This window comes from Phycisphaerae bacterium (assembly GCA_019636475.1).
In the GTDB taxonomy this organism is placed as follows: domain Bacteria; phylum Planctomycetota; class Phycisphaerae; order UBA1845; family UTPLA1; genus JADJRI01.
On the sequence record JAHBXN010000004.1, the window covers coordinates 361733 to 387945 of the forward strand.

The following is a 26213-nucleotide window of genomic DNA, read 5'->3' on the forward strand; positions in this document are numbered from 1 at the left end:
AGGGTAATGCAACGGGTTTGTGAATGGTTGGGGCCGTATCAGGTAGGGCTGACCGCAGCGGGGGACCGATGTGCGTCAGATGCCGGCTGGGAGCGCGGCGTTTCGATTCGCATCGCCTCAAACACCGCAACGGCCTGTCCCGATGCCTGCGCCGCCTTTGCGACCGCATCAGCGAGAGCGGCATCGGCCGCCGGATCATCGCGCATGAGGACGACCATTTCTCCGCCTTGACCGCCGGCGGTGACCTTGGCGCCGAAAAGGCCGGCATCATGGCCCAACTCGCGTACGGCATTGACAAGACGATCCGTTTCGACGCCTCCGATACCGCAGCGTTGACTGTGGCTCCAATGTGAGGCGTACATGAGATCGCCCGCGGCGATCAGCGCTTCGGGTGACGTACTCCGCCGGGCACGAACAATATTGGTTGAGAAGTCGTGCACGCGGCGGTTTTCGTAGATGTGGTGTTCGGCTCTGGAGCGAATCTTGAAATAGTCCTTTGGTCCCGCGCCAGTTTCGGTGAGACCGCGGACCTCGCCGAACTTTGTCATAAATTGCTGCTGGGTGATTTTGGAGGGCATCCGGTCCCGGAATTTTTCAACGAATTCGCTGGGGGTGATGGACGCCAGACGCGTCGGCCGGCCGTCGATGGGCTGGCCGTCGAGCTTCTGGAGGTATTGGATGACGCGATGCCCCATTTCTGAGCAGACACGCGTTTCGATGAGGCGCTTCGTTGTCGTCGGGCGAGAGAGCCTGGTGGCGACCGCCTTGAATACAATTCCCTGGGGCAGTTCGAGCAAATCCCACGTTGCATTCGGATGGAAGGTCATTTGCAGGAGCGATCGTCTGGCGGGTGCGACGATCGCAGTCATTGTTTTGCGAAGTTCGTGGAGGTTGAGCAAATCGCTGACGACGGAAGCCGCAGCCTGGGCGAGGCGCAGCGGGTCGATCTCCATCGCGTTGAGGTCGCGATAGGCCACGGCAGCGGACGCGGCCTGCGAAGGCATGCGGCCGAGATCGGCATTGGCTGAGAAATCGTGCTCGATGAAGATCGCGAGGCCGGCTGACGGCGGGGGTGCGATTTCATCCGCGATCATGCGATGAATGGCGAGCAGCGTCGGCGCGGCCCACTCGGCATCTGCACAAAGCGCTTTGATTTTTTCGACATCGGCATTGAGGAACGCCGAAGCGGGAATCTCATGCTCGAGCGGTTCGTTATTGCGGCAGTCGGCATGTAGGGTGAGGTGAATGCGGTCGCGGGCGATGGGCCAGACGGCCGTGTGATGTGAGAGGGCGGTCGTCGCGGTGAGGACGAGGGAACCTGCGTCCTCGCCAATGCCGCCCATGACATCAAACACGCCCGGCGCTTTGGCGAAACCGACTCGCGTTCCGGCATTTGGCCGCTCGCGCATTGCGGCGTCGAGTCGTGCGGCGAAACCATTCGACGATGGATCGTGATCGCGTGAAGCGTTCATTTCTTGCTGGCTCAATCTATGAAAAATCGAAAGGCGGCCCCGAACATCATGCCTGACGGCACACCTCTCGAAGAACGTGTTCTGCCACGAAAATCGGCGTCCCGCTAGCTACGCCCAATGCAATCGCATCGGACGGACGCGAATCGACCTCGATGAGGCCGCTTTGCATGCGGATGACCAATGTTGCGTAAAACGTATGGTTTTTCAAGTCGTTGATTACTATTTTCTCAAGTTCGCCGTGTAGTTTTTCTATCACGTCGGCCAGGAGGTCATGCGTCATCGGGCGGGCCTTTTTGTAGCCCTTCAGACGACGATCGATGGCGAGTGCTTCCGCGTCGCCGATGACGATAGGGAATTCCCGCTCGCCTCCATGCTCGCGAAGGAAGATGATTTGCTGGTCGCTCGTGTCCTGTATCACGATGCGAGACAGATCGACAGGCACTTCCATCGCCTCGTCCTCCGTTCGGTAGAGCCTACTCGCATGCCTGAGTAATTTCAACCCGCGCCGTATTCGGCAAATTTAGAAACGGCCGGAAATTGTACATCGCGGAATTCGTCTCCAGCCCGTTCAAATCAAAAGGAAGTCCGGACAAGCCAATGGGTGAGATTTGTGGATTTTGAATCCGATCATTCGCGGCCCGGTTCACATTTCACAAGCCAGACTCGGACTCGGCGGCCAACGAATCGCCGGCATGCCCAGAAGAGCTCATCAGTTCAAGCTCCTGTTCAAGACGTTCGGCCTCGCTGCGGTGCGATTCGGCCTGATCCGGATAAAGCACCGAACATGATCTGTGAGCCTGAGCCCTCGCGAACAGCACGATGGGATCGCAAGGTGAGAGCTCATCCGCCTGCTGGAGAACGCCGAGTGCCGTCTCAAAGTCACCTTCCGCTCGATAGGCTTCCGCCAGATTGACGTAGCCGTCCACGTCAGACGGATCGATCATGATGACAAACGAGAAGCAGCGCGCCGCCTGTGTCGGATCGCCGTAATCCATGTAAACGATGCCCAGGTTGAACCAGCCGGCCGCGACGGAAGGCTGCAAGGACGTGAACGCTTCCCAGCCCTGGCGGGCTTCGGCAAGCCGTCCGTCCCGCTGGGCCAAACTGGCGAGATTGAACCAGGCGCGGACATGGCGAGGCTCCAACTCCACCGCTTTGCGAAAATGTTCGGCGGATTCGGCCAGCCTGCCAAGTCGGCTTTCGATCACACCCAGGTTGAAATGAGCGGTCGCGTCGCCGGGTTCCTGATTCAGCAGATCGCGGTAGGCCTCACGGGCTTCAGTCAGTCGGCGCGATGCGATCAGCGCTGCGGCTCGACCGTGACGGGCGGCGAGGTGGTGTGGCTCGTGGCGCAGCGCTCGGTCGAAAAATTCGATGGCCCGCTGCGGCCGCGGTGTTTCCAGCAGATGCCATCCTGCGGCGACGCGCCAGGCCGTGGTACCCTCGATATTACTTTTCCATTGAACGACCTGATCGTCGAACTGACGCAGGCGTTTTTGCGCGTCCGCCAGGACGACGCAGATTTGGTCGCGAAAGCGGCGAGGGATCGATTTTCGTGGGGCGACTTGATCCCGCTGAGGGTTCGGCAAGGAGCGACGCGCCGAAGCGCCGGCAACGATCGAGCGTGTTTCATCGGGGCGCGGCTGAGCGGGATTCGCGAATTTTCGAGTGACTCGCTCCGGGGTGGGTGTCGGCAGATCAAAGGGATCGTCGATTCTTACGACCGTGGGGAGGGGCGGTGCGTCGGTGTCTGCCAGGCGCAAATAGAGCCAGAGGCTTGCCATTGCCGCTCCAAACCCGAACAACGTCAGCGGAATCAGCCAGCTCTGCCTCATGGCGTGCATCGTGTGAACCTGACGGCAATCTGTCAACGCATCCGCGTCACGGCTGATTTGCCTGCTTTTTACCCCGGGTATTCGTGGGCGACCCATGCCGCGCCGGAGCGCCGGGCAAGACGATGCAAGGAGCATGTTCGGGCGAGTGAGAAACTCGAACCGCTGCTCCTTGCAATCCTCTTCCCCACGGGCGGCCGGAACTCCCGGCGATGTGCCGTCGATCAGCCGCCGTGTCCGCGATAGGATATTCGGTTTATGGCCGTGGGTCACGAGCGCCGGGCAGCCCAGGAAGCTGAAGTCGCATGATCGTTCACCCGCCGCCGAATGCGACATCGACCGCGCAGACGCTAAGCAGGGCTCTAAATCCGCGATGGCAGGACGCTTTTTCATTCTGGGGACGGCCGGTCACATCGATCATGGCAAATCTTCGCTGGTGAAAGCGCTGACCGGAACCGACCCGGACCGCCTCCCCGAAGAGAAGGTCCGCGGGATGACCATCGAGTTGGGCTTCGCCCGGCTTGCGATCGATGATCCCTCTCATGGCGAGTCGATTGAGATCGGCGTGGTGGATGTGCCGGGGCACGAGCGATTTGTTCGCACGATGGTGGCTGGCGCGAACGGTATCGATGTCGCAATGCTGGTGGTTGCGGCCGATGATGGCGTGATGCCGCAGACCCGCGAGCACATTGAGATCCTTGAGCTTCTGGCAATTCCGCGCGGGTTGATCGTGCTATCCAAGAAAGACCTTGTGTCGGCCGAGCGTCTCGGGATCATTCGAGCGCAAATCGCCGATGCGGTGCGCGGGACCTGTCTTGCCGACTGGCCGATGATTGATGCGTCGGCCCGTACGCTCGAGGGATTGGACGCGATTCGCACGACGCTCGGCGGTTTGACGACGCTGAGCGCTCCGCGCCGGAAATCGGCGGTTTTTCGCCTGGCCATCGATCGCGTCTTCACGATTCATGGACGAGGGACTGTTGTGACGGGCTCTGTTTTGTCCGGGGAGATTGCACCTGGGGCGGTATTGGAGCTGATGCCTGCCGGAGCGACCTGTCGTGTGCGTGAGGTGCAATCGCATGGATCCGTTGTCGATGGGGCGGGCAGCGGACAGCGCGCGGCGCTCAATCTGACGGGCGCTGAGAAGTCGGCGGTCGAGCGCGGCATGGAGTTGGCCACGCCGGGTTATTTGTGCCCGACGCGCTATGTCGATGCGCGCGTTCGGGTGTTGGCGAGGCATGAGAAGCCGGTTGCCTCACATTCAAATGTGCGAGTTTCAATTGGCACGGTGGAAGCCATGGCGAGACTTGTCGGGATCGGCTGTGATGGGATCGCGCCGGGTGGGACCGGATTTGTCCAGCTTCGCTTTCATTCTCCGGTCGTCGCGGCATTCGGACAGCGGTTCATCATCCGGAATGAGTCGGCCCGCACGACGATCGGCGGCGGCGAGGTTGTCCGGCCGGTTAGTCGACGGGTGCGACCGATGCATGGGGACACGCTTGCGGCGATTCAGCGAGCCGCATCGGCAGATTCGCTGGATCGCACTCGGGAAGCCGTTCGACGCGCCGGATTCGCGGCTTGGTCGTCCTTGCGACTTGCGTGCGAAGTCGGCGTCGAGCCATCAGACGTGCCGGCGATGATTTCGCAACTATCGGCCGCCGGCGAGCTCGTTTCCATCGGCGGACGTGACGTGCACCGCGAGGTCATCCTGGAAATTGAACGGCGCGTCGAGGCCTACCTGCGGCGACATCATGCGCTCCGGCCGGGAGAGCCCGGCGTGGCGAAGGATCGATTGACGGGCTGGATCGGCATGAAGTCGTCGCCCGGCGTCGGCCGTGAAATTGTCTCTCGGATGGAAGCAGCCGGCATCATTGCCATTCGCGGCCCTTATGCGGCGCACCGCGATTTTCGTCCCGCGCTGTCCGCGGAAGATGCCGCAATTATGGCACAACTGGTCAAGGAGATCGGGGAGGCCGGCTTCGATCCACCGGAGTGGAGCAAACTAAGGACGATCGCACCGCTGTCCCGGCAGCGGGCGCGGGCGCTCGAAGACCTGGCCAAGACCGAACCGGGGCTGATCATGTACGGAGCCGGCGCGTTTATTTCCACCGCCGCGTTTGTACGGTTTCGGGACGCTGTACGGGAACTCAGCGCGAAGAATAAGCGGTTCAAGCTGGCGGACGTCCGCGATCGGCTGGGACTGACACGGCGTGTCGTTCAGCCGCTCCTCGAACATCTCGATCGATTGCAGTTGACGCGGCGAGTCGGGGATGAACGGGAATGGGTGGGTGGAACATGACGCCTCGACGAAAGAAGACGATGCGCAAGTCGAATTCATCGAAGGCGAGGCCGGCACGGCTTGCGCGAGCGGACAAAAAAAATAACCGCTCCTCGCGTTTATCGCGCATTCCATCAATGACCGATCTGCTGAGCGCCGTCGCGGCTGACCCGCAGTGGGCGAATGTGCCGCCGGCCGTCGCGACCTGCGCGCTTCGCGAAACGGTCGCTGAGTTACGCGCGAGGCTGACCTCGTCGGCTACCGCGAAGGATGCCGCTGTCACATCGGTGGCGGACCTGATACGGGCTGCATGGGCGCGCATTGCGACCCGTCGCGCGCGACGGCTTTCCCGCGTCATCAATGCGACCGGCATCGCGCTTCACACGGGACTTGGCCGCAGCGTGCTGCCGCGAGAGGCGATTGACCGCATTGCATGCGTGGCCGCCGGCTATTGCAGTCTCGAGATTGACATCGAATCGGGAGAGCGCGGCCTGCGGGGCGGTTACGTTGAGGAGCTGCTGCGCGAGTTGACGGGCGCCGAGGCGGCGCTGGTCGTTAATAACAATGCGGCGGCGACCGTGCTGACGATTCGGGCGATCGCCCATGGGCGGGAGGTCGTCGTCTCTCGCGGGCAACTGATCGAAATCGGCGGATCGTATCGATTGCCGGATGTCATGTCGGCTGGCGGCGTGACACTGCGCGAAGTCGGCACGACCAACAAGACTCATCTGCGGGATTACGAATCTGCGATCAATGAGCGTACGGCGATGCTGATGCACGTGCATACGAGCAATTATCGCGTCGTGGGCTTCTCGGAATGTCCGGCGATCGCCGATCTGGCGAAGCTGGCTCATCGCCGGAAGCTTCCATTGTTCGACGATCTCGGGAGCGGAGCATTGAACGATGACGCGATCTGGGCTGAGGCGCAAGAGCCAACGGCCGCGGCGAGCCTTCGCTGCGGCGCGGACATCGTGGCGTTCAGCGGTGACAAGCTCCTTGGGGGGCCGCAGGCCGGCATCCTGCTGGGCCGACGCCGGTTCATTGAGCGATTGCGGCGTGATCCGATGGCGCGGGCGCTTCGTGTCGGGAAGCTGACGCTGGCTGCGCTGGAAGCCGTGCTTGAACTGTACCACGATCAGGCGGTGGCGAGGCGCCGAATTCCGTTGCTTGCGATGCTCAGTGAAAGCATGGAATCGCTGACGAACCGCGCGGAGAATCTGGCTCGATCACTGATGGAGGTCGTTCCCGGGGATTCGGTGGAGGTTCGAGAGGATTCAAGCTATGCCGGAGGCGGATCGCTCCCGGCCTGGCCCCTGCGAACGATGACCGTCCGATGGAAACCGGCGCGAGCCGGTATCGATGCGACGGCCCGGGCGCTTCGCGTCGGCGAGCCAAGCATTTTGGCACGCGTGAAACGCGGAGCGATCCTGTTTGATGTCAGAACGCTCGGCGAAGAGGAATGCAGTGAAATCGTCGCCTGCATCAGGCGACTTCAGGCCGGCGGAAGTTAGTCGTCATCATCATCATCCTTGTCTTTGCTCTTTCGCTTCTTCTTATCCTTGTCATTGCCGTCGCCGTCGTCGCTGGCACTAAGGAGGCCGCCGGACAGTCGCCGATCCTGGATCGGAATGATTCGATCCATGTGGGCGTTGAGGCGATCCTTGGCGGCGATATAAGTCTCCAGCTTGTCCTCGTCGACCTTTCGCGCGCTGACGCACTGCCGGTAGATATCAAGCGCTCGTGTGCGGTCGCCGATCATTTCGTGGATCAGGCCAAGAGTGAACAGCAAGTCCGTTTCCTTTTGTTTCTTCTCATAGGCTCGTTCGAGAACCCGGATAGCGCCGTCATAGTCGTCGGCCCGCATCATCCGAATGGCCGGCTCCGCATCCTTGCCGCGAATCTCCACGGGATAGATGTAAGTTGCGCGAACCGGCGCGATCATGCTGACGAACTCGCGCGACGCCCGCTCAATCAACTCGCCGATGAAATGGTCAACGGGGTCGAGGTCCGCTGCGTCCATCCGGCTGCCAAACATGAATTGCGGTTTCGATTTGTCGCGCTTCTGGAAAACTGGCGGCGTGTGCCGAACCAGGGCTTCTCCGGTTCGGGCATCGACGAGCGTGTATGAACACTGGACGGTCAAATCGCGGCAGATCTCCTCGATTGTCTTGCGCGGGAATTCCGGCCCGCCTCGAACCGGCATTGGCCGAGCGCGATAGGGATTGTTCGGCCCTCGATGGTAGGGGCTCCGATACTGGCGAGGCGGCCCGGCGGGCCCGCCCCCGAGAATTCCGCCCCAGTCGACCTTTGTTGTTCGCGTTCGCCTGTAGTCGATGGAGATCTTGATTCGGCTCATGATCAGCGCGTCGACGGCGAGCAATTTGCCGGCTGTCGCCGCGGAATCGCCTTCCACGATGCCGACGAGCTGCATATCCTTCTCGGCCAGAATCGGCCGCGTCGAACGCCGGTCAACGACTCTCAACGCACCGATTGCCGGATTGCCTCCGGTCTCATTGGAGCCGCTTTGCACCATGGACTCGATCATGTCCGCGGCGATCTGTTGCCACTTTCGCTCGCGCGCATCGCGGCGCTCCTCGTCGCACTCAACACCGACATCCATGACTGCCACGGTTCTGACATATTCCGGTGGCGGGCGTGACGGCGCGAGCAGATAGGAAATCGCCATTCGCTGCCGCTCTCCAGCCTGGACCGTCGGGGTTTCGACCTTCTCAGCGGCCACCGCCGCGAGCGCGACCCACAGAAGCGCGGAGCTGTTCCCGCGGCGCTGCCGGGCGGCCGCGGTATCGGCGTTGAGACGATGAATATCCTGATTTGCCGGCAAATACTCGCGTTCAAGCCGCTGGGGTATTTTTTTACGCGTCATAAGTACCGCCTTGTCATGGGTTCTATAGATTTCAATTGTCGGACCATTCCAAATCGACCCGCCGGAACAGGCATCCGATCCACCGCGCTCACCGAAGTTTACTCTATCCATGACAGCCCGGCCTCAACGAGGTTGGCGATCAATCAGGGTCTTCGAGGTCCTTGGCGCCCGGATTGTCGAATTCGTTCGAGTCACTGCCCTTTGCGGCCATGGATTTGCCTCGGGAAAGTTCCCGGAGCCGACGGCATTCGGCGACATACGCTCGCGTCACCGGTGTGGTTTCGCCGCTCATGCGAATGCGACCTTCGTCGATCCAGATCGCGCGCGTCGCAACCTGTCGGATAAGGTCCATGCTGTGGCTCGCGATCACGACCGTTTTGTTTGCCTTCTGGAAGCGATCGAGAATCGAGCCGGCTTTTTTCTGAAAGTAATCGTCACCCACCGTCAGAACCTCATCGAGGATGAGTACATCGGGATCGATGTTTACCGCGATCGAGAACCCAAGCCTTCCACGCATTCCGGCGGAATACGTGCGCACGGGGGCGTCGATGAATTCGCCCAATTCGCTGAATGCAATGATCTGATCGAGGCGCTGAGCGATCTCCCGCTCTGACAGACCCAGTATCGAGCCGTTCAGGAATATATTCTCGCGCCCGCTGAGCTGAGAGTTGAATCCCACGCCAAAGCTCAGAAGGCATCCGACCTTGCCTTTGACGGCGATACGCCCGCGATCCGGCGTGAGAATGCCAGCAAGGGATTTCAGCAGCGTGGTCTTGCCCGAACCGTTGCGACCGATCACGCCGATCGTGTCGCCGGGATAGGCTGCGAAGTCAATCCCTCGAAGCGCCCAGAACTCGCGACGCAGCGAATTGCCGCCTTTGGAGAAACCCGCGCGCAGCGCGGTCGAGATGCCCTCTCGCAAGGTCGCCTGCCTTCGATGAAAGCGAATCAGGAATCGGACCCATGCATTCTGAGCCACGATGACGGGAGGCAGAAGAAAACGGCGGATGAATGCCGGACAAGTTGTTTTCGCGGCGTTCGCACCGGACGTGATGAAATCCAGCATGTCGTAGTAGCACGCACGACGCGATATCTGGCCCGTCAGACACTCAGGATCTTCGAGTGCGATCTGTACAAAACCGGGGACCGATCTGGAACCGTTTGCCGAACGCCAACCCTCGATGAACCGGATCAGCGCCGTATGTTTGTCGTGGGAAGACAGTTCATAACGCTGCGTTGTTGACGAGCCGTCGGTTGCGTCGGATTTGTTACTGTTCAATGCCGCGAGCGCGCAGTAGATCGCCAGGCTTCGCAGGAGGATCCGAATGCGGTCGGTCTGCATCGCGCCGGAGGCCGATTGGGCAGCGGACGCATCCAGCTCACGCGCTTGCACGGCGATGTCGCGCAGCAGCAATCGTGCGGTGGCCCAGTTGATTGACAAACTCGACATGTCGGGGGACTTCGCCGGCCAGTTCTCACCGCGATAGATCGACTCCAGCCAGTTTCTGAGCGACCCCACTTCGGGTTTGTCAGCAGTCGGTGCAGGGCTGGACAGATGGGTCTCAACCTCATCAAGCAGTTGTTCAAGGGTGCGTGGCGACGGACTCGTGGAAGCCGATTGCGGCTCAGTCGGCACGATGAGGTCCGATGGGTTGGTGGAGTCGCCGGTCATAGGATTGCGGAAAACAGGATAGGTCAGGTGGTGATGATTCGCCAGTGCTCGATGGTCCAAAGTGATGGCAACGGCCGCCCATCTTTTTCCGGAATATTCACTCGCTCCCATCCGGCGCCGTGGCGCCTGCCATTGAGTGTTGCCCGACATGCCGCCCAGTTATAGAATCGGAGGCGGTGTCCAGCACATTCGAGAGTCCGCCGAACCGAATTTTAAGCATTGATGTCCGAGCCATCCGATCACATGGCGGAAAGGCCCCGTCCGGCGGCGCGAATCGACCACGGCGGCCTCCGCCAGCGTCGGTCGTCATTCGACGACACCCGGGCCGGCGGATGGATCGTTAACGCCACGCAGGGACGGAGGAACGGGATGGCTTTCGTCAGTGGAGCATGGAGCCGGTTGCTCGGCGATCTTCAGATCTCCGAATGGCTGGAGGCGCCGTCGCGCGCCGTAATCCATGCTTTCCGGCCGCCGTCGCCGGTGATTGAACTTTGCGACGACATCCTCCATCAGAACACATATCGCCTGCATCATCACCCGGCAGTGACTTTGCCCTCGCCCTTCACCTGGGACGAGGATCCGCTTGGCGACCGGAACTGGCAGATGTGGCATCATTCGCTGCTGCACGTCAGTTACCTTGTGCAGGCCCACAGAATGGGCGGCAGCCTCGCCTACCTCGATCGGGCCGCGGCAATTGTCGAATCATGGATTCAGTCGTTCATCCACGAAGGGCGCGAACACCCGATGGCATGGCACGACCATGCCATCGCCCAGCGGACGCTCGTCCTGCTCGAATTTGCCGAATCATGGCGGCGGTCCCATGCGATGGACATACCGGCCGCCCGTCGACTGCTGGGTGCGCTGTATCACCACGGCGCATTGCTGACAGAACCGCATGTCTATCGGCTTCGACACAATCATGGTATCGAACAGGATCGCGCGCTGCTTGAACTGGCGATTCTGGTGCCGCAATGGCCCGAATCGGAGGCCTGGCGACAACTTGCCTGGTCGCGTTTGCTTGAACAGGTTCGCGCTGCCATCTCGCTGGAGGGCATTTTTTTCGAGCATTCGCCAAATTACGAGGGCGCCGTCTGCCTGATGCTCTCGCAGACGCGAGACTTTCTGGCCGCACACGGCCGGCCGCACGACGAAATTACTCACGCGATCGAGAGCCTCGCTGAAAAGATCGCGTTTTCCGTCCGGCCTGACGGGACGTGGCCGCCCATCGGAGATTCGGTGTCCGATCGCAGTGATGAACTCGTGGAGTATTTGCGCCGCAATCCCTCCCACGGTGAACACGCGCTCTACGCGCTGACGGGCGGGAGCGAGGGTGCAGCACCGACATCGACTCATCTGATCCTTCCGACGGACGGCTGCGCGATCATACGCGAGCGATGGGACCGCGAGGCATTGTGCGATTCGATTCATTGCTATTTCACTGCCGCATTCAACACGCGGACGCACAAGCATCATGATGACCTTTCATTCACGCTCTTTGCTTTTGGTCGCGAAATCCTGACTGACGCCGGTCGCCATTCCTACAATTATGCCGATCCGCATCGACGCTACTGCGAGTCGGTATTCGGTCACAACGTGGTAATCGTCGATCAGGCCGATACCGATACCCGGCGGCTGAACATCGGGAAGTCGGGCATCACATCGACTTTTACAGGCAGGAATCTTGTCGGTGTTGACGCGGTCCACTATCTCTATCGAAATGTGGAGTGCCGTCGCTTACTGCTTTACTTTCGGCCCAATGTGCTGGTCGTCTTTGATCGGCTGAATTCGAGCGATGAGATCACGGCCACGCAGCAGTTTCTCTTCTCTCCAGAATGGCGGGTGGAGGCATTCGGCGACAGTTGCGAAATTCGTGCGACCCCGATCGACTCCAGCGGTCCGACGCCGTTGGTGCGCATGTTTCAATTGCAGGCGGACGCGGGCGCGCCGTGCGTAATTCGTGGTCGGAGTGACCCGCTCATCGGCTGGGTCTCACGACGCCATGGCGAGTTCGAGCCGACTGACGCCGTGCATTCACGGTCGCGCGGCGCCGCGCCGGCGTTTGTGACGGCATTCGTGCTGGATCCGGATGAGCGAAATGCAAAATCCGTCTCGGGTCAGTCGAACTGGAATGGGCACGAGCTGGTTTGCAATCTGTCCATCGGCGAGCAAACGGTCGAATTCCGCTATCTTCATGATGCTGCGCGTGCAAGCCTCGTGCATGCGGACGGCGTCTATCGATCCAGGGTGTGGCCGACACCGTTTGAGTATCGAACGCGCCGATCGCTGGCGATCCCGCGCGGCGGCATGACTGCTGCTGCGCCGGTCGGGGCGGAGCGTGAAGCGCTGATGTCAGGCTCCGGCGCCGGCCCGAAATTGGCGGAGCAGTTAAACGTCATCGCCTCACAGGTCGAGCAGGTTGAGGCCGGCCAGCGGCAGACAGTGGAAAGCCTGCATCGGCAGCTACATCAAATGCAGAGCGGGCTTCGGACGATTCAGAACAAACTGAATGGCTCGTCGTTCCTTCGAATTGAGAAGCTGGAGGCGGTCAACAACGACCTCGGGAAGCAGGTTCGGTATTTGAGCCGTCAGATCGCTCGGAGCGAGCGGCAGAACCGGGCCTTGCGTCTCAAGGTTGATCGATTGAACTATTCGACCGCGTCCTTGCGAGCGCTGGCCGCCAGCCGCCGGACCGAGGCGGCCTCGCTTAAAGCGGCGATGAAGAAGCTGCGTGAGTCCTCCGAGGACTTCAGACAGAAGCTCGAGCGTGCGAAGGAGCAGCATCGCGTTGAGCGGGGGCGATTCCTGCATTCCCAGGCACAGTTGCATGATCTGCTCGGATCGGTGCGCTGGCGCATCGGGCATGCCTTTATTCTGGCACTCCGCCCTTCATTGGACACGATCAAGCTGCCGTTCCGACTTATCGGGCTGTTGTTCGACGGTCTTAAGCGCCGCGCCGAGCGCAAGCGACTGGGCCACTCGCCGATGACTATGCCGTCGATTGCACTGGAATCAAAGGCCCCTAGTCCGGCTGAAAAATCGACCCCCGCGCCCCATGTGGTCAGCGACATCGTCGAGGTATCTCGCCGAATGGCGCCGCAGCCTCGGCGTGACGTGCGCGTCGCATGCGTTCTGGACGAGTTTTCTCACGAGTGCTTCGCGCCCGAGGCGGATTGGAAACAGATTCTTCCCCAGGACTGGCAGCGGCAGATTGAGGAGTTCCAGCCTGAGATACTCTTTGTCGAATCCGCATGGAAGGGGATTGGCGAGCAATGGCGGCACCTGGTCTCGACGGATCGACGCGAACGCGACGGACCGCTCAAATCGCTTGTTGATCATTGCCGCGCGAAGAACATCCCGACCGTGTTCTGGAACAAGGAGGACCCCGCCAACTACCAGCACTTTATCGGGTCCGCCATCTGGTTCGACTACATACTCACCACCGATTCGGACTGCATCGAACGCTATGCGAAGGCCGCCGGTCACCGTCGAATCGGCGTTCTTCCCTTTGCTGCGCAGCCACGGATTCATAATCCCATTGCCCGTCGCGGTGGCGATCTGGGTAATGTCTGTTTCGCAGGCACCTGGTACGCCAACAAACATGACGGCCGCGCGGACGACGCGCGCCTCGTGCTCCAGCCCGCGATCGAATTCGGCCTTCACATCTATGACCGGATGCACGGCTACGACGGCCCCGGCTGGCAGAATTATCTTTATCCGCCGGAGTACCAGGATTGCATTCGAGGCGGCCTGCCGTATGAGCAGATGCTCGACGCATACAAGCGCTATCATGTGTTTTTGAATGTGAACTCGGTACGCAACAGTCCCACGATGTGCTCGCGCCGTGTTTTCGAGATTCTCGCGTGCGGCACAAATGTCGTCAGTGCCTATGCCCCGTCACTAGAACACCTGATCGGCAACGATTGCGTCTTTCTCTCCCGAACGGCCGGGCAGACGCGCGACTACCTTCGCGACCTGCTTACTACGCATGAGCTTCGAAACCGTACCAGCGTTCGCGCCATTCGCAGAATGATGACCGACCACACCTATGCCCATCGGTTCGCCGAGGTTCTGACGATGCTCGGGATGAGTGGTCGGGTGGATGCCCCGACCGTCGCGGCGATTTTCCCCGTTACGTCCGAATCCGATATGGCACGCGGTCGGGCGTTCATCGAGGCGGCGTCGTATCTCAATATCGAGCCGACCTGGATTGTCACCGACTCGAGTCTACCTGCGTCCTTGCCCGGGAGAGTCGTATCGGCGTCGCCGGAGTCTTTGTCCGGGGCCATCGCAGAGGAGATCGCGTCCTGCTGCAACGACTACCTTTTCATCTGGCAGGGCGACAGGCCGCTCGCGGTTGATTCGTTGGCGGATCTAATCCATGCGTTCGCCTACTTTGGCGGTCAAGCGGTCACGAAGCCGACAAATGTCGGTGCGGATAACCTCATTTACTCACTGACACAGGATGCGGCGTTTGGTAGAACCCTGCTGCGAACTTCAGCCGCGAAGCGCCTCCCCTCGTCGGCGTTTGTGAACGCCGAGGCATTCCAGGCCGCCCTGCGCGAATCGGAAATGAGCGTCCTCGCGACTGACACCGTGGACGATCCGATTGCCCTCGTCCGGCCGTGTTCTGGAATCGACAGCGTGAGTGCCGACGATTCGAACGGCTCGCATCTGGCGAATGCCGCTGCCAATGGAAACGGAGATGGCATGACCGGTGCGTTGGTCGAAGAATCCACCGTGTCCGAGGAATCGACCATCAAGCAACCCGCGCGAACGCCCAGCACACCGCTTACGGCCTGAGTTCGCTCGACGGTTAATCGGGAATTACTCGCCGAGTCGCTGTGGCATGTCTGCGATGATATAGGAAATCGTTGCCATCGCCGCGACACACTCCGAGAGGTCACGCGGATCCACCTTGTCCAGCGTATCTGCGTGTGAATGGTGATAGTCAAAGTAGCGGTCGCCGGCGACGTCAAACCCCATGAGCAGGACGCCCGCGGGTTTCATCGGCCCGATGTCAGCGCCGCCGCCGCCCTCAGTGGCCCGCATTGGTCCGAACCGGGCCAGCAGGCTCAGGATGTCGCGAAGCTGTGCCGCAGCCTTGGCACGTCGCGACTCATCTGAACAGTCTACGCCCAGGCCGTGCGGGGTGAAGACGCCTGAATCCATTTCGATCGCCCCGACATGGTTCGGCAATTCGTTCGCGTGATCGATCGCATATTGTCGGCCGCCGGCCAGCCCGTTCTCCTCGTTAGTCCAAAGCACGACGCGAATCGTGCGCCGCGGCCGCAGGTTAAGCTTGCGCAGCACGTTGATGGCCTCCATCGCGACGACGCAACCGCCCGCATCGTCGTGTGCCCCATGACCGGTATCCCACGAGTCGATATGGCCTCCGATGACGAGCACCTCGTCGGGTAATTCGCGACCCCGCAGTTCTCCGACGACATTGGCTGACGGCGACATGCCTTCGTCGCGCGCCTCCATCTTGAGCAGCACCCGGACATCCTCACCGGCTGCCGTCAGGCGAGAGATCATGTCGGCGTCTTCCGTGGAGATCGCGGCCGCTGGAATCGGAGTCGTGCCCTCTTCATATCGGGTGGCACCGGTGTGCGGTGAGCGCAGGCTCCGGGCTGTCACGCTGCGTACGAAGCATGCGACCGCACCGCGTCGAGATGCCATGGACGGTCCCCGACTGCGAAAACGAACAGCCGTTCCGTATCCGGCGCCGCGCTCGGGGTCATACTCTGGCATGAGGTTGTTGAACAGCACAATCTTGCCACGAACACTTTCGCCTAACGCTTCAAACTCTTCCTCATCGCGGACACTGACCACACTGGCCGTTAAACCTTCCGGCGGTGTCCCGACCGACATACCCAGGCCCAGCATGTGCAGATCATATTCGCGCGGTGCGATCATGACGGCTGCTTCACGACCTCGCACCCATTTCGGCACCATCACGGGTTCGGTGCGAACGTTTTCCTGTCCATCCGCCTTCATGGAGTCGGCCGCCCACTCGATCGCGCGTGCAAGCTGTGGCGATCCACTCAGGCGGTGGCCGATTCCGTCGCAGATCTGCCTCATTTTTTCGTATGCGTCATTTCGGGCCAGGGTGGCTTCGATGATTCGATTCGCGACGTCTGAATACTGATCGGCGATTGGCGTCGGCTCATTGGTCGATGCGATCGGCCCACCTTCAGTGCTCCTCGGCGCGGACTTTGGCGCTGATTCCGGCTTGCACGCTGAAATGAGCGGGACCGCGAGACACGCCACCAGAATATTGAAACGTCTTTTCCATGCGATTGGATTGTTTTCGAGCACAGTCATTGGATACCTCGTGGATTGGTTCCGTATTTTTTTATCCGCGGAAGCCTGTTCTGTGAAGCGGCCCGCGTCCAGTCGACGGTCCGCGCATGACAAAGGCCCCGTGCGTTGTCACATCGGGGCCTTCGTCTTGACTCATCTGGCTGCGATCCCGGTCGCGGACCGAATCCGCTTCGGAATCGGAATTCAGGGTTCCAATCCGGTCCTCATCGATTGGGGAGCACCGGAATCGGGCGCGGCGATTCCTCGCCTTGCTTCTTTTCGGCCGGCCGGAAGAACAGGAAGCCCATTCCGCCACCGTAGCCGCCGCCGAGGCTGTAATTCGCTTCGAGGGCCTTGTCGATACGGGTCCTGACGTCCGTGAGGTGCGCTTCTGTCGCGACGTCGAGCTTGGCGTTTTTCAGCGTTTCGCCGATCTGCTTGGAAAGCTTCGCCGCGGTCAGTCGCGAAATGGCATTCGCGTCGGCGGGTACCATGCCGCCCGGGTCGCTCAGGACGTTGTCGAGCAACTGCTGGACATGATTCCGCTGAAGATTCCGACGGAAGCTGTTGATGAAGGGTTTCGCATCCGAGCCCTCGCGGCGGGTATCGTTCAACTCGGACCAGATCGAGTCGGTGATGCCGTTAATGTGCTCGGCCAGCGAGTACACTTCGTCGCCCTTGGGGAACTTCACCTGGTTGTCATGGATGCGGCCGATGGTGAACGGATTCATCATCGTGGAAAGCACTTCGAACTGCGCGGCAGCGACGTAGTCGTGGACATTGAAATCCACGAAGAAGTCGTATTCGTCCGAATCCCAGTGGCCATAGCGTCCGGGTGCAAGGTGACTGAGCAATTCAGGATCGAATTCGTAGGAATTCTCGGCAAAGACGTTTTCGCAGACGAATCGCAGCGCATCACGCTGTTCCTTCGCCGGAACAACCGTCACAGGTGTGCGGGCATTCGGGTCCGACTTGTGGTCCCGGTTGATGACCTGGCCGCCCGGGAACCGAGCAACGAATCCGACCGACCGCGCCTTCTGTCCCATGATGGAGGTGAATGCTCGTCGTAGCCGGGTGTAGCTTTCGCCATCCTTCACAGCCCACTTGCTGACATCCTCGAGGAGGCTGTTGATGAGCTTGATCTGAGATTCGGCGTAGGCGACCACATCCTTACCCATGTCAAACCGATTGGAGTAAGGATCCGGAGAAAGGAATCCCATCGTGTCTTCGTCGGTCGCATAGTCCAGACCGGCCTCCGCCACGCGCGATGCAATCTTCGACAACATCTCTTTCTCATCGGAATAGGGCTTGCCGACGGTGCGATAGCCATACTCGATCGCCCAATAGTCGTAGGGGCCGATCGTGCGGGTGGTGAAGTTGCCTTGCTGCTGTCCTCGGGGAGAGATGATCGCGGGGTTGTAGTCCATGACGGACCCCACATTGGCTTCCGTGACCGAACTGCTGGCGATCTCCTTCATTGGGAGCCATGTACTGGCCTTGAAGTTGTGCCGCAGTCCCAGGCAATGGCCCACTTCGTGCATCACGACTTCCTTGATGATCTGGCCGATGAATTCATCGCTGTTTCGACCGAGACCCGAGGCCTCCATCGCCAGACCGGCGAACTGAAGCTGATGTGCCATGCCCGATGCACATTCGCACATCGGTTGACCGCGCTCCTGCATTCGTCGCATGAGTGCGTGGAGGAATTTGGTATCCGGATCGTCCTGCACGGTCACATTCGGCAGGAGATTCTGGCGGGGGGAGCGATACTGGAACTGCGGAAAGTTCTGATAGAAGTCCTCCAGGTAAGGATTGAACGCTTCCCACTTCTCTTCACCACCGGTCAGGCGGTCATAGCTCATGACATAGGATCGGGCCATCGAATCATCGAATACGATGTCGGCGTCGAAGATCTGTCCGGTGAGAGGATGTGCACGCGACGGGCCCATCGCGAAGGCGCGGCCGGTGACGATCCAGCGGAAGAAGTTGTACCGCACATCCTCGGGGTCAAGGTCCTTTGTGCGCGGATCGTAATCTTCCTGTTGAATGACTTCGATTGCATCAAGGAAACCGCACTTCTCGAACGCCTTGTTCCATTCGAGTATGCCTTCCTTCGCCCAGCGCCGGTACTTCAGCGGCACGGTTTTTTCGATGTACCAGACGATCGGCGTCTTCGGAGCGGAGAGTTCGGCCGTCGGATCGCGCTTTTCGAGTCGCCATCGGTTGATGTATCGATTGAACAGCGTCGTCGCATTGTGCTCCTTCGCCCAGTCCTTTCGGACCGTCAGGAAGTAGCCGATTCGATCATCCGAAGCGCGCGGCTGGTAGCCGTTGGCCGATTCGGGAACCTTGGACAGGCTGTAGTGGAATCGCATGCGTTTGCCGCCGTCGCGATTCATGAATGCCAGGTCTACCGAGAGTTCGACGTTTTCGGGGAAGGCCTTCATCTTGGACCATTTGCTGAGATCGGGGCTGATGCCGCCGCCCATCCAACCGCCGATGCCCGAGAAATCGCCTTTGAACAGGGCGTCGAGATCGATGACCGGATCGCCGCCGTTCATCGTGATGATCGGAATCTTCCGCATGATGATGTCGCCGCCGTAGCTTCGCTTGATGACGTCCGCCATCACGTTGCCGGCGCCTTCGACATAGCGGGGATCGACCTGCATGAGCACCAGGTCTTTGTTCATTCTTTCGAAGTAGGCGAGGAAATGATCGAGCTGGAAGCCGGTCGCGACGGGACCGCCGGACATACTCGTCGCCACGAGGAACTGCTGACCGACCAGCCCGGCAGGAATCTGGGCTCGAAGCGAATCGGTCTTCTTGTTGTGCCACAGGGTGATGAACGGCGTTTCGGCCGTTGGAATCTGTGTGAATTCCTTCATCACTTCATCGAAAGGCGGAAAATCCGGCTTCGGCTTCTCGGGGGCCGGCTTGTTTGCCGCCGCCGGTGGGGCGGCCGGTGCGGGCGGCCCATCGGCGCGCACGACGGAGGTCGTGACGAGCGCAAGGCCTAGTGCGAGGGGAACGGCGTGACGAGACGACATGCTTTGCTCCTTTATGGAAATGTGGGTCAATCAACCGGGATCAGTCGGCTTCGACGTTGACACGGACTTTCGTGCGCGGTGTGTCCGACCGCGCGCTGGTTTCTGACACGTTCTGGTTTGGGTCGATCAAATGTTACACCGACCCGGCACTCGCGCCGCACCGCCGAGGCATGACCTGCGATTCAGCGACACGTCGCGGCCGTTTCTCAATTCACCAATCGTGGCGCAACTTCCGATCCTGCCATGCTCTTATGTCGGATATTTTCGATCGTGGACCGCAGACCGGACAATCCGGTATTCCGATGCGTACTAAACACGTAATACGCTATGAGAACGGAGGATAGCTCAGGTTCTCACGCGAAAGTTGCAGCCCGCCACTTGACTCACCGCGCTATGATTTGCTCGAATGTCCCGCGAATCTCGCCGACGAGAAGTGCAAAGGTGACAGGTTCGGCTCGAATTGACACCCGACAGACCGCGTGCTAGTTTCCAAAGTCCCTCCGATTCAAGTTCGCGGTTTTCGATTGGAGAAGTCGAGTCGAGAGGTCGATATGCGACCGAGGAATCGTCCAAGGTTGCATTTCACAGGCGTCCATGCAAGGGTGCCAGCTCAGAAATGCAGTGATAGAAAAAGGTTAAAGCGAGAATGGCTAAAAAGGCCACCAAGTCCGCGCCACGAAAAGCCCGTAAAACCGCCGACGACGGACCCAAATTCGGGCGTCAGCTCGTCATAGTCGAGTCGCCTGCCAAAGCCAAAACCATCAACAAGTACCTCGGACGCGATTACGTCGTTCGGGCCAGCCGCGGCCATGTACGGGATCTGCCTCAGCACCAGTATGGCATCGATCCGGGGCGCAATTTTGAGCCTAGCTACGAGATACTCCCCAAGAATAAGAAGATCGTGGACGAGTTGCGGAAGTTGGCGGATGACGCGGATACCGTCTTCCTGGCAACCGACCTCGACCGTGAAGGGGAGGCGATTGCCTGGCATCTGACGCAGGCGCTCGACTTGCCCGAATCGAAAATCCGGCGCGTCGTATTCAATGAGATCACCAAGTCCGCCATCAGGGCCGCCTTCGATCATCCGCACGAAATCGACATGGCCAAGGTGGATGCCCAGCAGGCCCGTCGCGTTCTGGATCGAGTGGTCGGATACGAGCTGTCACCGTTGCTGTGGAAAAAGGTCGCCAAGGGGCTCAGTGCCGGCCGGGTGCAGTCTGTCGCGGTCCGGCTGATCGTCGAACGAGAACGGGAGATCCGGGCGTTCGAGCCACAGGAGTTCTGGTCGATCGACGGCATCTTTGCGACCGATCGTGCGAACGTCGAGAATCTGGCCGAGCAGTGGCGAGCTTTCCTCGCAACGCCGGGCGAGAAGGGAGACGGTCCTTCGAAGCGCGATCGTCTGGCCTGGCTTGCCGATCATGGCGCGTTTCAATCGGAACTGGTTGAACTATCCGGGAAGTCCTTCAAGGCAGAAGGCCGGCTCGAGAAGCCGTCGAAAGGTGGGCAGCCGCGGTTTCAGAGCGCGGTTGAGACCGTTCGCGAACTTTCCACGTCGCTCGGATTCAATGTGGACTCGCTTCAGGAAGGCGAGTGGGAGGAATACAGCCATCTTGGTTTGCGCCAGATTCGGCTGGTTGGCCGCCTGGCGTCGGGTTCGTCACCCGCGTTCCACGTCAAGTCAATTGAAACGAAGCGGACAACCACGAAGCCGCACGCGCCCTTCACAACCGCGACTTTACAACAGGCCGCCGCCAATCAACTGCATTTTGCCGCGTCCCGCACGATGCGAATCGCGCAGGGTCTGTACGAAGGCGTCGATATTCAGACCGGTGAAGGCAACGTCGGACTCATCACCTACATGCGAACCGATTCGCGAAATCTGTCCGCCGAGTCAATCAACGCCGCACGCGGATTCATCAACGGCCGGTACGGCGACAAGTATCTGCCCGGGAAGCCGAACTTCTATGCCAGCGCGAAGAAGGCGCAGGAGGCTCACGAGGCGATTCGTCCGACGGATGTAACACGCACTCCCGATTCATTGCGCGGCCATCTCTCGCCGGAGCAACTGAAGCTATACACCCTCATCTGGAATCGCTTTGTCGCCTGTCAGATGACGCCGGCGGAGTGGGACGCAACGTCCGTGCTTGTTTCCGCAGCAACGCAACAGGGCGAAGCCGTGTTCAAAGCGACCGGCCGAATCCTGGTGTTCGACGGGTTTTACAAGGTCATGGGGGTGCCGAAGAGTGCCGAAGACCAGACGCTGCCAAACCTGATGGAAGGTCAGGCGGTGTTTCCACTTGATATCGCGCCGGAACAGAAATTCACATCGCCGCCAGCTCGATTCACCGAAGCCTCGCTTGTAAAGACGCTGGAAGCCGAAGGCATCGGCAGGCCGAGCACGTATGCCGCGATCATTCAAACGGTCCAGGATCGTGGGTACGTCGAGCAGGAAGACCGGAAGTTTCATCCGACTCCGCGCGGCGAAGTGGTGACGGACAAGCTCGTCGCGCACTTTCCGAAAGTGATGGACGTTCGCTTCACCAGCCATGTTGAAGACGAACTGGACAAGATCGAGGAGGCGCACGTGGACTGGCATCACGTGCTGCATGAATTCTATGAACCCTTCAAGGAGTCGCTGGCGCGCGCCCATGACGAAATGGACAAAGTCAAGGCGGAACCGAGCGACTATGTCTGTGACAAATGCGGCAAGCCGATGGTCTATCGCCTCGGGAAGAACGGGCGATTCCTGTCATGCACCGGCTATCCCGAATGCACCGGCACGCAGAATGTCGACAAGAGCGGTAAGCCGGTTGCGACAGTGAAAGTCGATGTGCAATGCGAGTTGTGCGGCAAGGACATGACGCTTCGCCGCAGCAAGCGCGGACCGTTTCTCGGTTGCAGCGGCTATCCGGATTGCGGCGGCACGATGCCGTGCAGCGAATCCGGCGAGCCCCTCAGGAAGGTCAGTGCCGAATCCGTGGCACAGCCTTGCCCGGAGTGCGGGTCAAGGATGGAAGTCCGGTTCGCGCGCGGCAAGACCTTCCTCGGCTGCACCGGCTATCCGAAGTGCAAGGCGACGGGCCAGTTGCCCGAAGGCGTTTATGTGGAGAAACCGAAGCCCGAAGCGGCCGGCGCTCGCTGTGAGAAATGCGGCCGGGCGATGGTCATTCGCAAAAGTCGACGCGGGCCATTCCTGAGCTGCTCCGGTTTCCCGAAATGTCGCAACGCGATGCCGATGGAGAAGCTCGATCACCTCAAGGCGCTCGAAGCCGAAGGCAAGATTCCGGAACCGCCTGTGGAAAGTAGCGCCGGCCGGGGCGTCGGCACTTCCGCTCGGGGCGCAAAGGTACGGCCCAAGCGGCTGACCAAGGACGAGATCAAGGCGCTGGGCGCGCCGCCTGCGGGATTTGCGTGGACGCTCACCGGTCGGCCGGTCGTGGAGGTGATGCCCTCCAGCGGTCTGAACTGCTTTAGCTGCGGCGAGGAAATGACCCTCCGAAATGGTCGATTCGGACCGTTCTTCAGTTGCAACAATCGCAAGTGCAAGGCTGTCGCGAATCTGCGCGGCGAGGCGAAGAAAATCGCCGAGGAAACTTTTGGCGAAACGCGATCGAAGCCGATCGAGACGGACATCACCTGCCCGGACTGCGGCAAGAAGATGCTGCTACGCATGGGTCGCACCGGCCGGTTTCTTGGTTGCAGCGGCTATCCTTCCTGCAAGAAGACGATGGAACCGCCGCCGGGCCTGCTCCGCGAAATCGCGGAAACGGCGGGCGTTACGTGATGTCCGCGTAAACTGTGCGTGAAGGTGAGCGAGATGCCGCCTGAGGATAATCGCGAAGAATCTCCGCGCGATCGGCGATCCTTCTTTCGTGAAGCGCTGTTTCGGGCGATGCGGCCTGCCGCAGAATACCTCGAAGGCAGGCTCCCACCTGAAATTCGTAATGAACTGCTCGGCGGCGATCAGGGTGATGTGAACCATTTATCGCCGCTGCTGCGTCCGCCTGGCGCGCTGGCGGAGCGAGAATTTCTCGATACGTGCCATCGCTGTGGCCGATGCGCTGAGCATTGTCCGGCCGACGCGATCGCACTGGTTCGCGCCAATGACCCGCGCGCCATGGCCGACGAATCGGCGGCCGGGACACCCTTCATTGATCCGGACCAGCGGGCCTGCGTGATCTGCGATGACCTTTCCTGCATGAAAGCATGCCCAAGCGGCGCGCTTCAACTGGTCGACCGCTTCGCCATTCGCGTTGGCTTTGCCATTGTCGATCACGCGGTGTGTGTCCGCTCCCGCGGCGACGATTGCACGGCTTGCATCGAATTCTGTCCGATCGGGAATGAGGCGATACGGATCGGCGCCGATGGCCGCGTGGATGTGATTGACCCGTCCTGCACGGGTACGGGCTGTACCGGCTGCGGCAAGTGTCAGGAGGTTTGCCCGACGAGACCGACACGCGCGATCCGGATCCGCGCCTACTCGGAACGGCGGATTTGATCCGCGTCTGAGCCTGCTCAGGCTGCTGCATCGATGCGTGTGGGCGTTTTATCAACAATTTCCTGCAATACCGCTTCGGATTCAATGCCCTCTGCCTGGGCCTCAAAATTCAGAAGCACGCGATGTCTCAACGCGGGGAAAACGCTCTTTCTGATGTCATCGAAGCTCACGTTGAACCGTCCATCCAGTAGTGCATTGACCTTGGCTGCAAGTGTCAGCGCCTGGGCGCCTCGAGGCGAACTGCCCCAACGCACATAACGATTGGTCTGCTCTGTTGCGAACTCTCCGCGGGGATGCGTGGCGAGTACGAGTCGTATCGCGTAATCCTTCACATGGTTCGCGACGATCACTCGCTGCACAAGTCGCTGCGCACCGATGATCTGGCTGGCGCTCATTACCGCCTTGATCTCGGGCTTGTGGCCGGTCGTCGTTCGATCGAGGATCGTGCTCAGTTGCTCCCGCGTGGAGTACTTCACGACCAGCTTGAAGAAGAAGCGATCAAGCTGTGCCTCCGGCAGGGGATAGGTGCCTTCCTGTTCGATCGGATTTTGGGTGGCCATGACGAAAAACGGCTGCTCCAGCTCGTAATGAGAGCCGCTGGTCGTCACGGTTTTTTCCTGCATTGCTTCCAGCAGTGCGGATTGCGTTTTTGGCGTGGCCCGGTTCACCTCGTCCGCCAGCACCAACTGGGCGAACAAGGGGCCATGCTGAAACTCGAATCCGCGTCGTCCTGTCTCGGCATTTTCCACGATGATGTTGGTTCCAATGATGTCGGCCGGCATAAGGTCCGGTGTGAATTGGATGCGGGAGAACCGGAGGCTCAGCGCCTCGGACATGCTTCGGATGAGATAGGTCTTGCCAAGTCCGGGCACTCCCTCGAGCAGTGCATGTCCGCCGGTGAACAGACAGGTCAGCACGCCGTGAATGATGTCTTCGTGGCCGACGATGGCTTTGCCGATCTCCTCGCGAACGGCCTTGAACCGTTCTCGGAATTCGTCGGTGGCCTTCTGGATTGCAGGATCGATCTGAACTTGTGTCATTGGATACTCCGACGCCAATCCGGCATTGTGGTTCCGATGGGGGCGGGGCGCTAGGTGAGTGCGTTTCGCACGGCCTGTACGGCTCGTTCCGGTCCATCTTCGGGGATGTCCATATGGGTCACCGCGCGAAACTGACTCGGATTGACCAATGGGCTGAATCGCACACCAGATTCCGCGAGTTTTCCGAACAGCTCGGTACGCATGCGCTTCGTGCCGGCCATATCAACAATCACGATATTCGACTCGACCGCATCCACATTCACCGCAAGCCCGGGAATTTCGGCAAGTCCGCCGGCCAAGCGCTTCGCCTTCGCATGATCGTCGGCGAGGCGTTCGACATGGTTTTCGAGGGCGTAAATTCCTGCGGCCGCGATAATGCCGGCCTGCCGCATCGCGCCGCCGAACGTGTGTTTATATCGCCACGCCTCTTCGATGAACGCCTTCGAGCCGGCCAACACGCCGCCAATCGGACATCCGAGGCCCTTGCTCAGGTCGATCCAGCAGGAATCGAAGTGCTCGCAGTAGGCCAGTGCGCTCGTGCCCGAAGCCACCACGGCGTTCATCAACCGCGCGCCATCCAGATGCAGCATCAAGCCGTGCTTTCTCGCGCAGGCTGCAACCGCCCGAACCGCCGTTAACGGCCAGACACGGCCTCCGCGCAGATTGCAGGTGTTCTCGACGCAGACGAGCCGGCTTCGCGGAAAGTGTGGATCATTCGGGCGTATCGCCGACTCAACCTGTTCCGGCGTGTAGATGCCGCTCTCGCTATCGATGAGGCGCAGCGACGCCCGGCTATGCACGGCCGGCCCGCCGCCCTCAAAATTCACAGGGTGATACGACGCTTCGATTATGATTTCATCGCCGGGGCGACAATGGATCAGATGTGCGATCAGATTGCACATGGTTCCGGTTGGCAACAGCAGGGCCGCCTCCTTGCCTGTCAGTTCCGCCACCATTTCCTGAAGGCGATTCACGCAAGGATCTTCGCGCTTCTGTTCGTCTCCCACGTCCGCCTCGGCAATGGCCCGGCGCATGCCCGGCGATGGACGCGTTTGCGTGTCGCTCGACAAGTCGACTGGAAATCGGTTCATTCAAGCATCCCGGTCCGTTGCGACTACTCCGGCCAACGCCCCCTTGTAGTGCGGAATTAGTCACAGAGGATGATACGCCCATCCGTCCGATCG

At 60.3% G+C, this 26213-nt stretch carries 14 protein-coding genes; 5 read left to right on the forward strand and 9 right to left on the reverse strand.

The window, feature by feature from the left end; all coding sequences use genetic code 11:
* Positions 1-38 precede the first annotated feature (38 nt).
* The 3 genes from KF841_08935 to KF841_08945 all read right to left on the reverse strand — a co-directional run bounded on the left by KF841_08935 (position 39) and on the right by KF841_08945 (position 3307).
* A complete protein-coding gene (locus tag KF841_08935; GenBank protein ID MBX3395481.1) occupies positions 39-1472 on the reverse strand; it encodes a hypothetical protein in 1434 nt (477 codons plus the stop codon).
* Positions 1473-1518: 46 nt separating this feature from the next.
* On the reverse strand, positions 1519-1920 hold the full coding sequence (locus KF841_08940; protein ID MBX3395482.1) for a bifunctional nuclease family protein: 402 nt from the start codon (positions 1918-1920) through the stop codon (positions 1519-1521).
* A 202-nt stretch (positions 1921-2122) separates the two neighbouring features.
* Entirely contained in the window at positions 2123-3307 is a 1185-nt protein-coding gene (locus KF841_08945; protein MBX3395483.1) for a tetratricopeptide repeat protein, read from the reverse strand.
* Between the two features lie 370 nt (positions 3308-3677).
* On the opposite strand from KF841_08945, the gene selB reads away from it, so the two are divergent.
* Positions 3678-5603, forward strand: coding sequence for a selenocysteine-specific translation elongation factor (gene selB, locus KF841_08950; protein MBX3395484.1), 1926 nt, complete (start codon positions 3678-3680; stop codon positions 5601-5603).
* 116 nt (positions 5604-5719) lie between these two features.
* The gene (gene selA / locus KF841_08955; GenBank protein MBX3395485.1) at positions 5720-7093 is read left to right on the forward strand and encodes an L-seryl-tRNA(Sec) selenium transferase; all 1374 of its coding nucleotides are present in this window, start codon (positions 5720-5722) and stop codon (positions 7091-7093) included.
* Here selA and KF841_08960 read toward each other — a convergent pair.
* A complete protein-coding gene (locus KF841_08960; protein ID MBX3395486.1) occupies positions 7090-8466 on the reverse strand; it encodes a hypothetical protein in 1377 nt (458 codons plus the stop codon). The genes selA and KF841_08960 overlap by 4 nt on opposite strands.
* A gap of 139 nt (positions 8467-8605) precedes the next feature.
* Positions 8606-10198: an ABC transporter ATP-binding protein gene (locus KF841_08965; protein ID MBX3395487.1), complete on the reverse strand. Its 1593-nt coding sequence runs from the start codon at positions 10196-10198 to the stop codon at positions 8606-8608.
* Between the two features lie 309 nt (positions 10199-10507).
* Between KF841_08965 and KF841_08970 the strand changes: the two genes are divergently transcribed.
* Positions 10508-14938 (forward strand): heparinase II/III family protein, encoded by a 4431-nt coding sequence (locus KF841_08970; protein MBX3395488.1) that lies wholly within the window; start codon positions 10508-10510, stop codon positions 14936-14938.
* A gap of 24 nt (positions 14939-14962) precedes the next feature.
* On the opposite strand, the gene KF841_08975 is transcribed toward KF841_08970, so the two are convergent.
* Together KF841_08975 and KF841_08980 are read right to left on the reverse strand one after the other, a co-directional pair.
* Entirely contained in the window at positions 14963-16462 is a 1500-nt protein-coding gene (locus KF841_08975; GenBank protein ID MBX3395489.1) for a M20/M25/M40 family metallo-hydrolase, read from the reverse strand.
* Positions 16463-16665: 203 nt separating this feature from the next.
* Positions 16666-19488, reverse strand: a complete 2823-nt coding sequence (locus tag KF841_08980; protein ID MBX3395490.1) for a zinc-dependent metalloprotease — start codon at positions 19486-19488, stop codon at positions 16666-16668.
* Positions 19489-20134: 646 nt separating this feature from the next.
* Here KF841_08980 and topA point away from each other — a divergent pair.
* On the forward strand, positions 20135-23275 hold the full coding sequence (gene topA / locus KF841_08985) for a type I DNA topoisomerase (GenBank protein MBX3395491.1): 3141 nt from the start codon (positions 20135-20137) through the stop codon (positions 23273-23275).
* Positions 23276-23308: 33 nt separating this feature from the next.
* Positions 23309-23989 carry a 4Fe-4S dicluster domain-containing protein gene (locus tag KF841_08990; protein MBX3395492.1) on the forward strand — a complete coding sequence of 227 codons (681 nt, stop codon included), beginning with the start codon at positions 23309-23311 and terminating at the stop codon, positions 23987-23989.
* A 17-nt stretch (positions 23990-24006) separates the two neighbouring features.
* Here the strand turns inward: KF841_08990 and KF841_08995 are convergent, their stop codons facing one another.
* Together KF841_08995 and KF841_09000 are read right to left on the reverse strand one after the other, a co-directional pair.
* Positions 24007-25029, reverse strand: coding sequence for a MoxR family ATPase (locus KF841_08995; protein ID MBX3395493.1), 1023 nt, complete (start codon positions 25027-25029; stop codon positions 24007-24009).
* Positions 25030-25079: 50 nt separating this feature from the next.
* Positions 25080-26120, reverse strand: a complete 1041-nt coding sequence (locus KF841_09000) for an aminotransferase class I/II-fold pyridoxal phosphate-dependent enzyme (GenBank protein ID MBX3395494.1) — start codon at positions 26118-26120, stop codon at positions 25080-25082.
* Between the last annotated feature and the right edge of the window lie 93 nt (positions 26121-26213).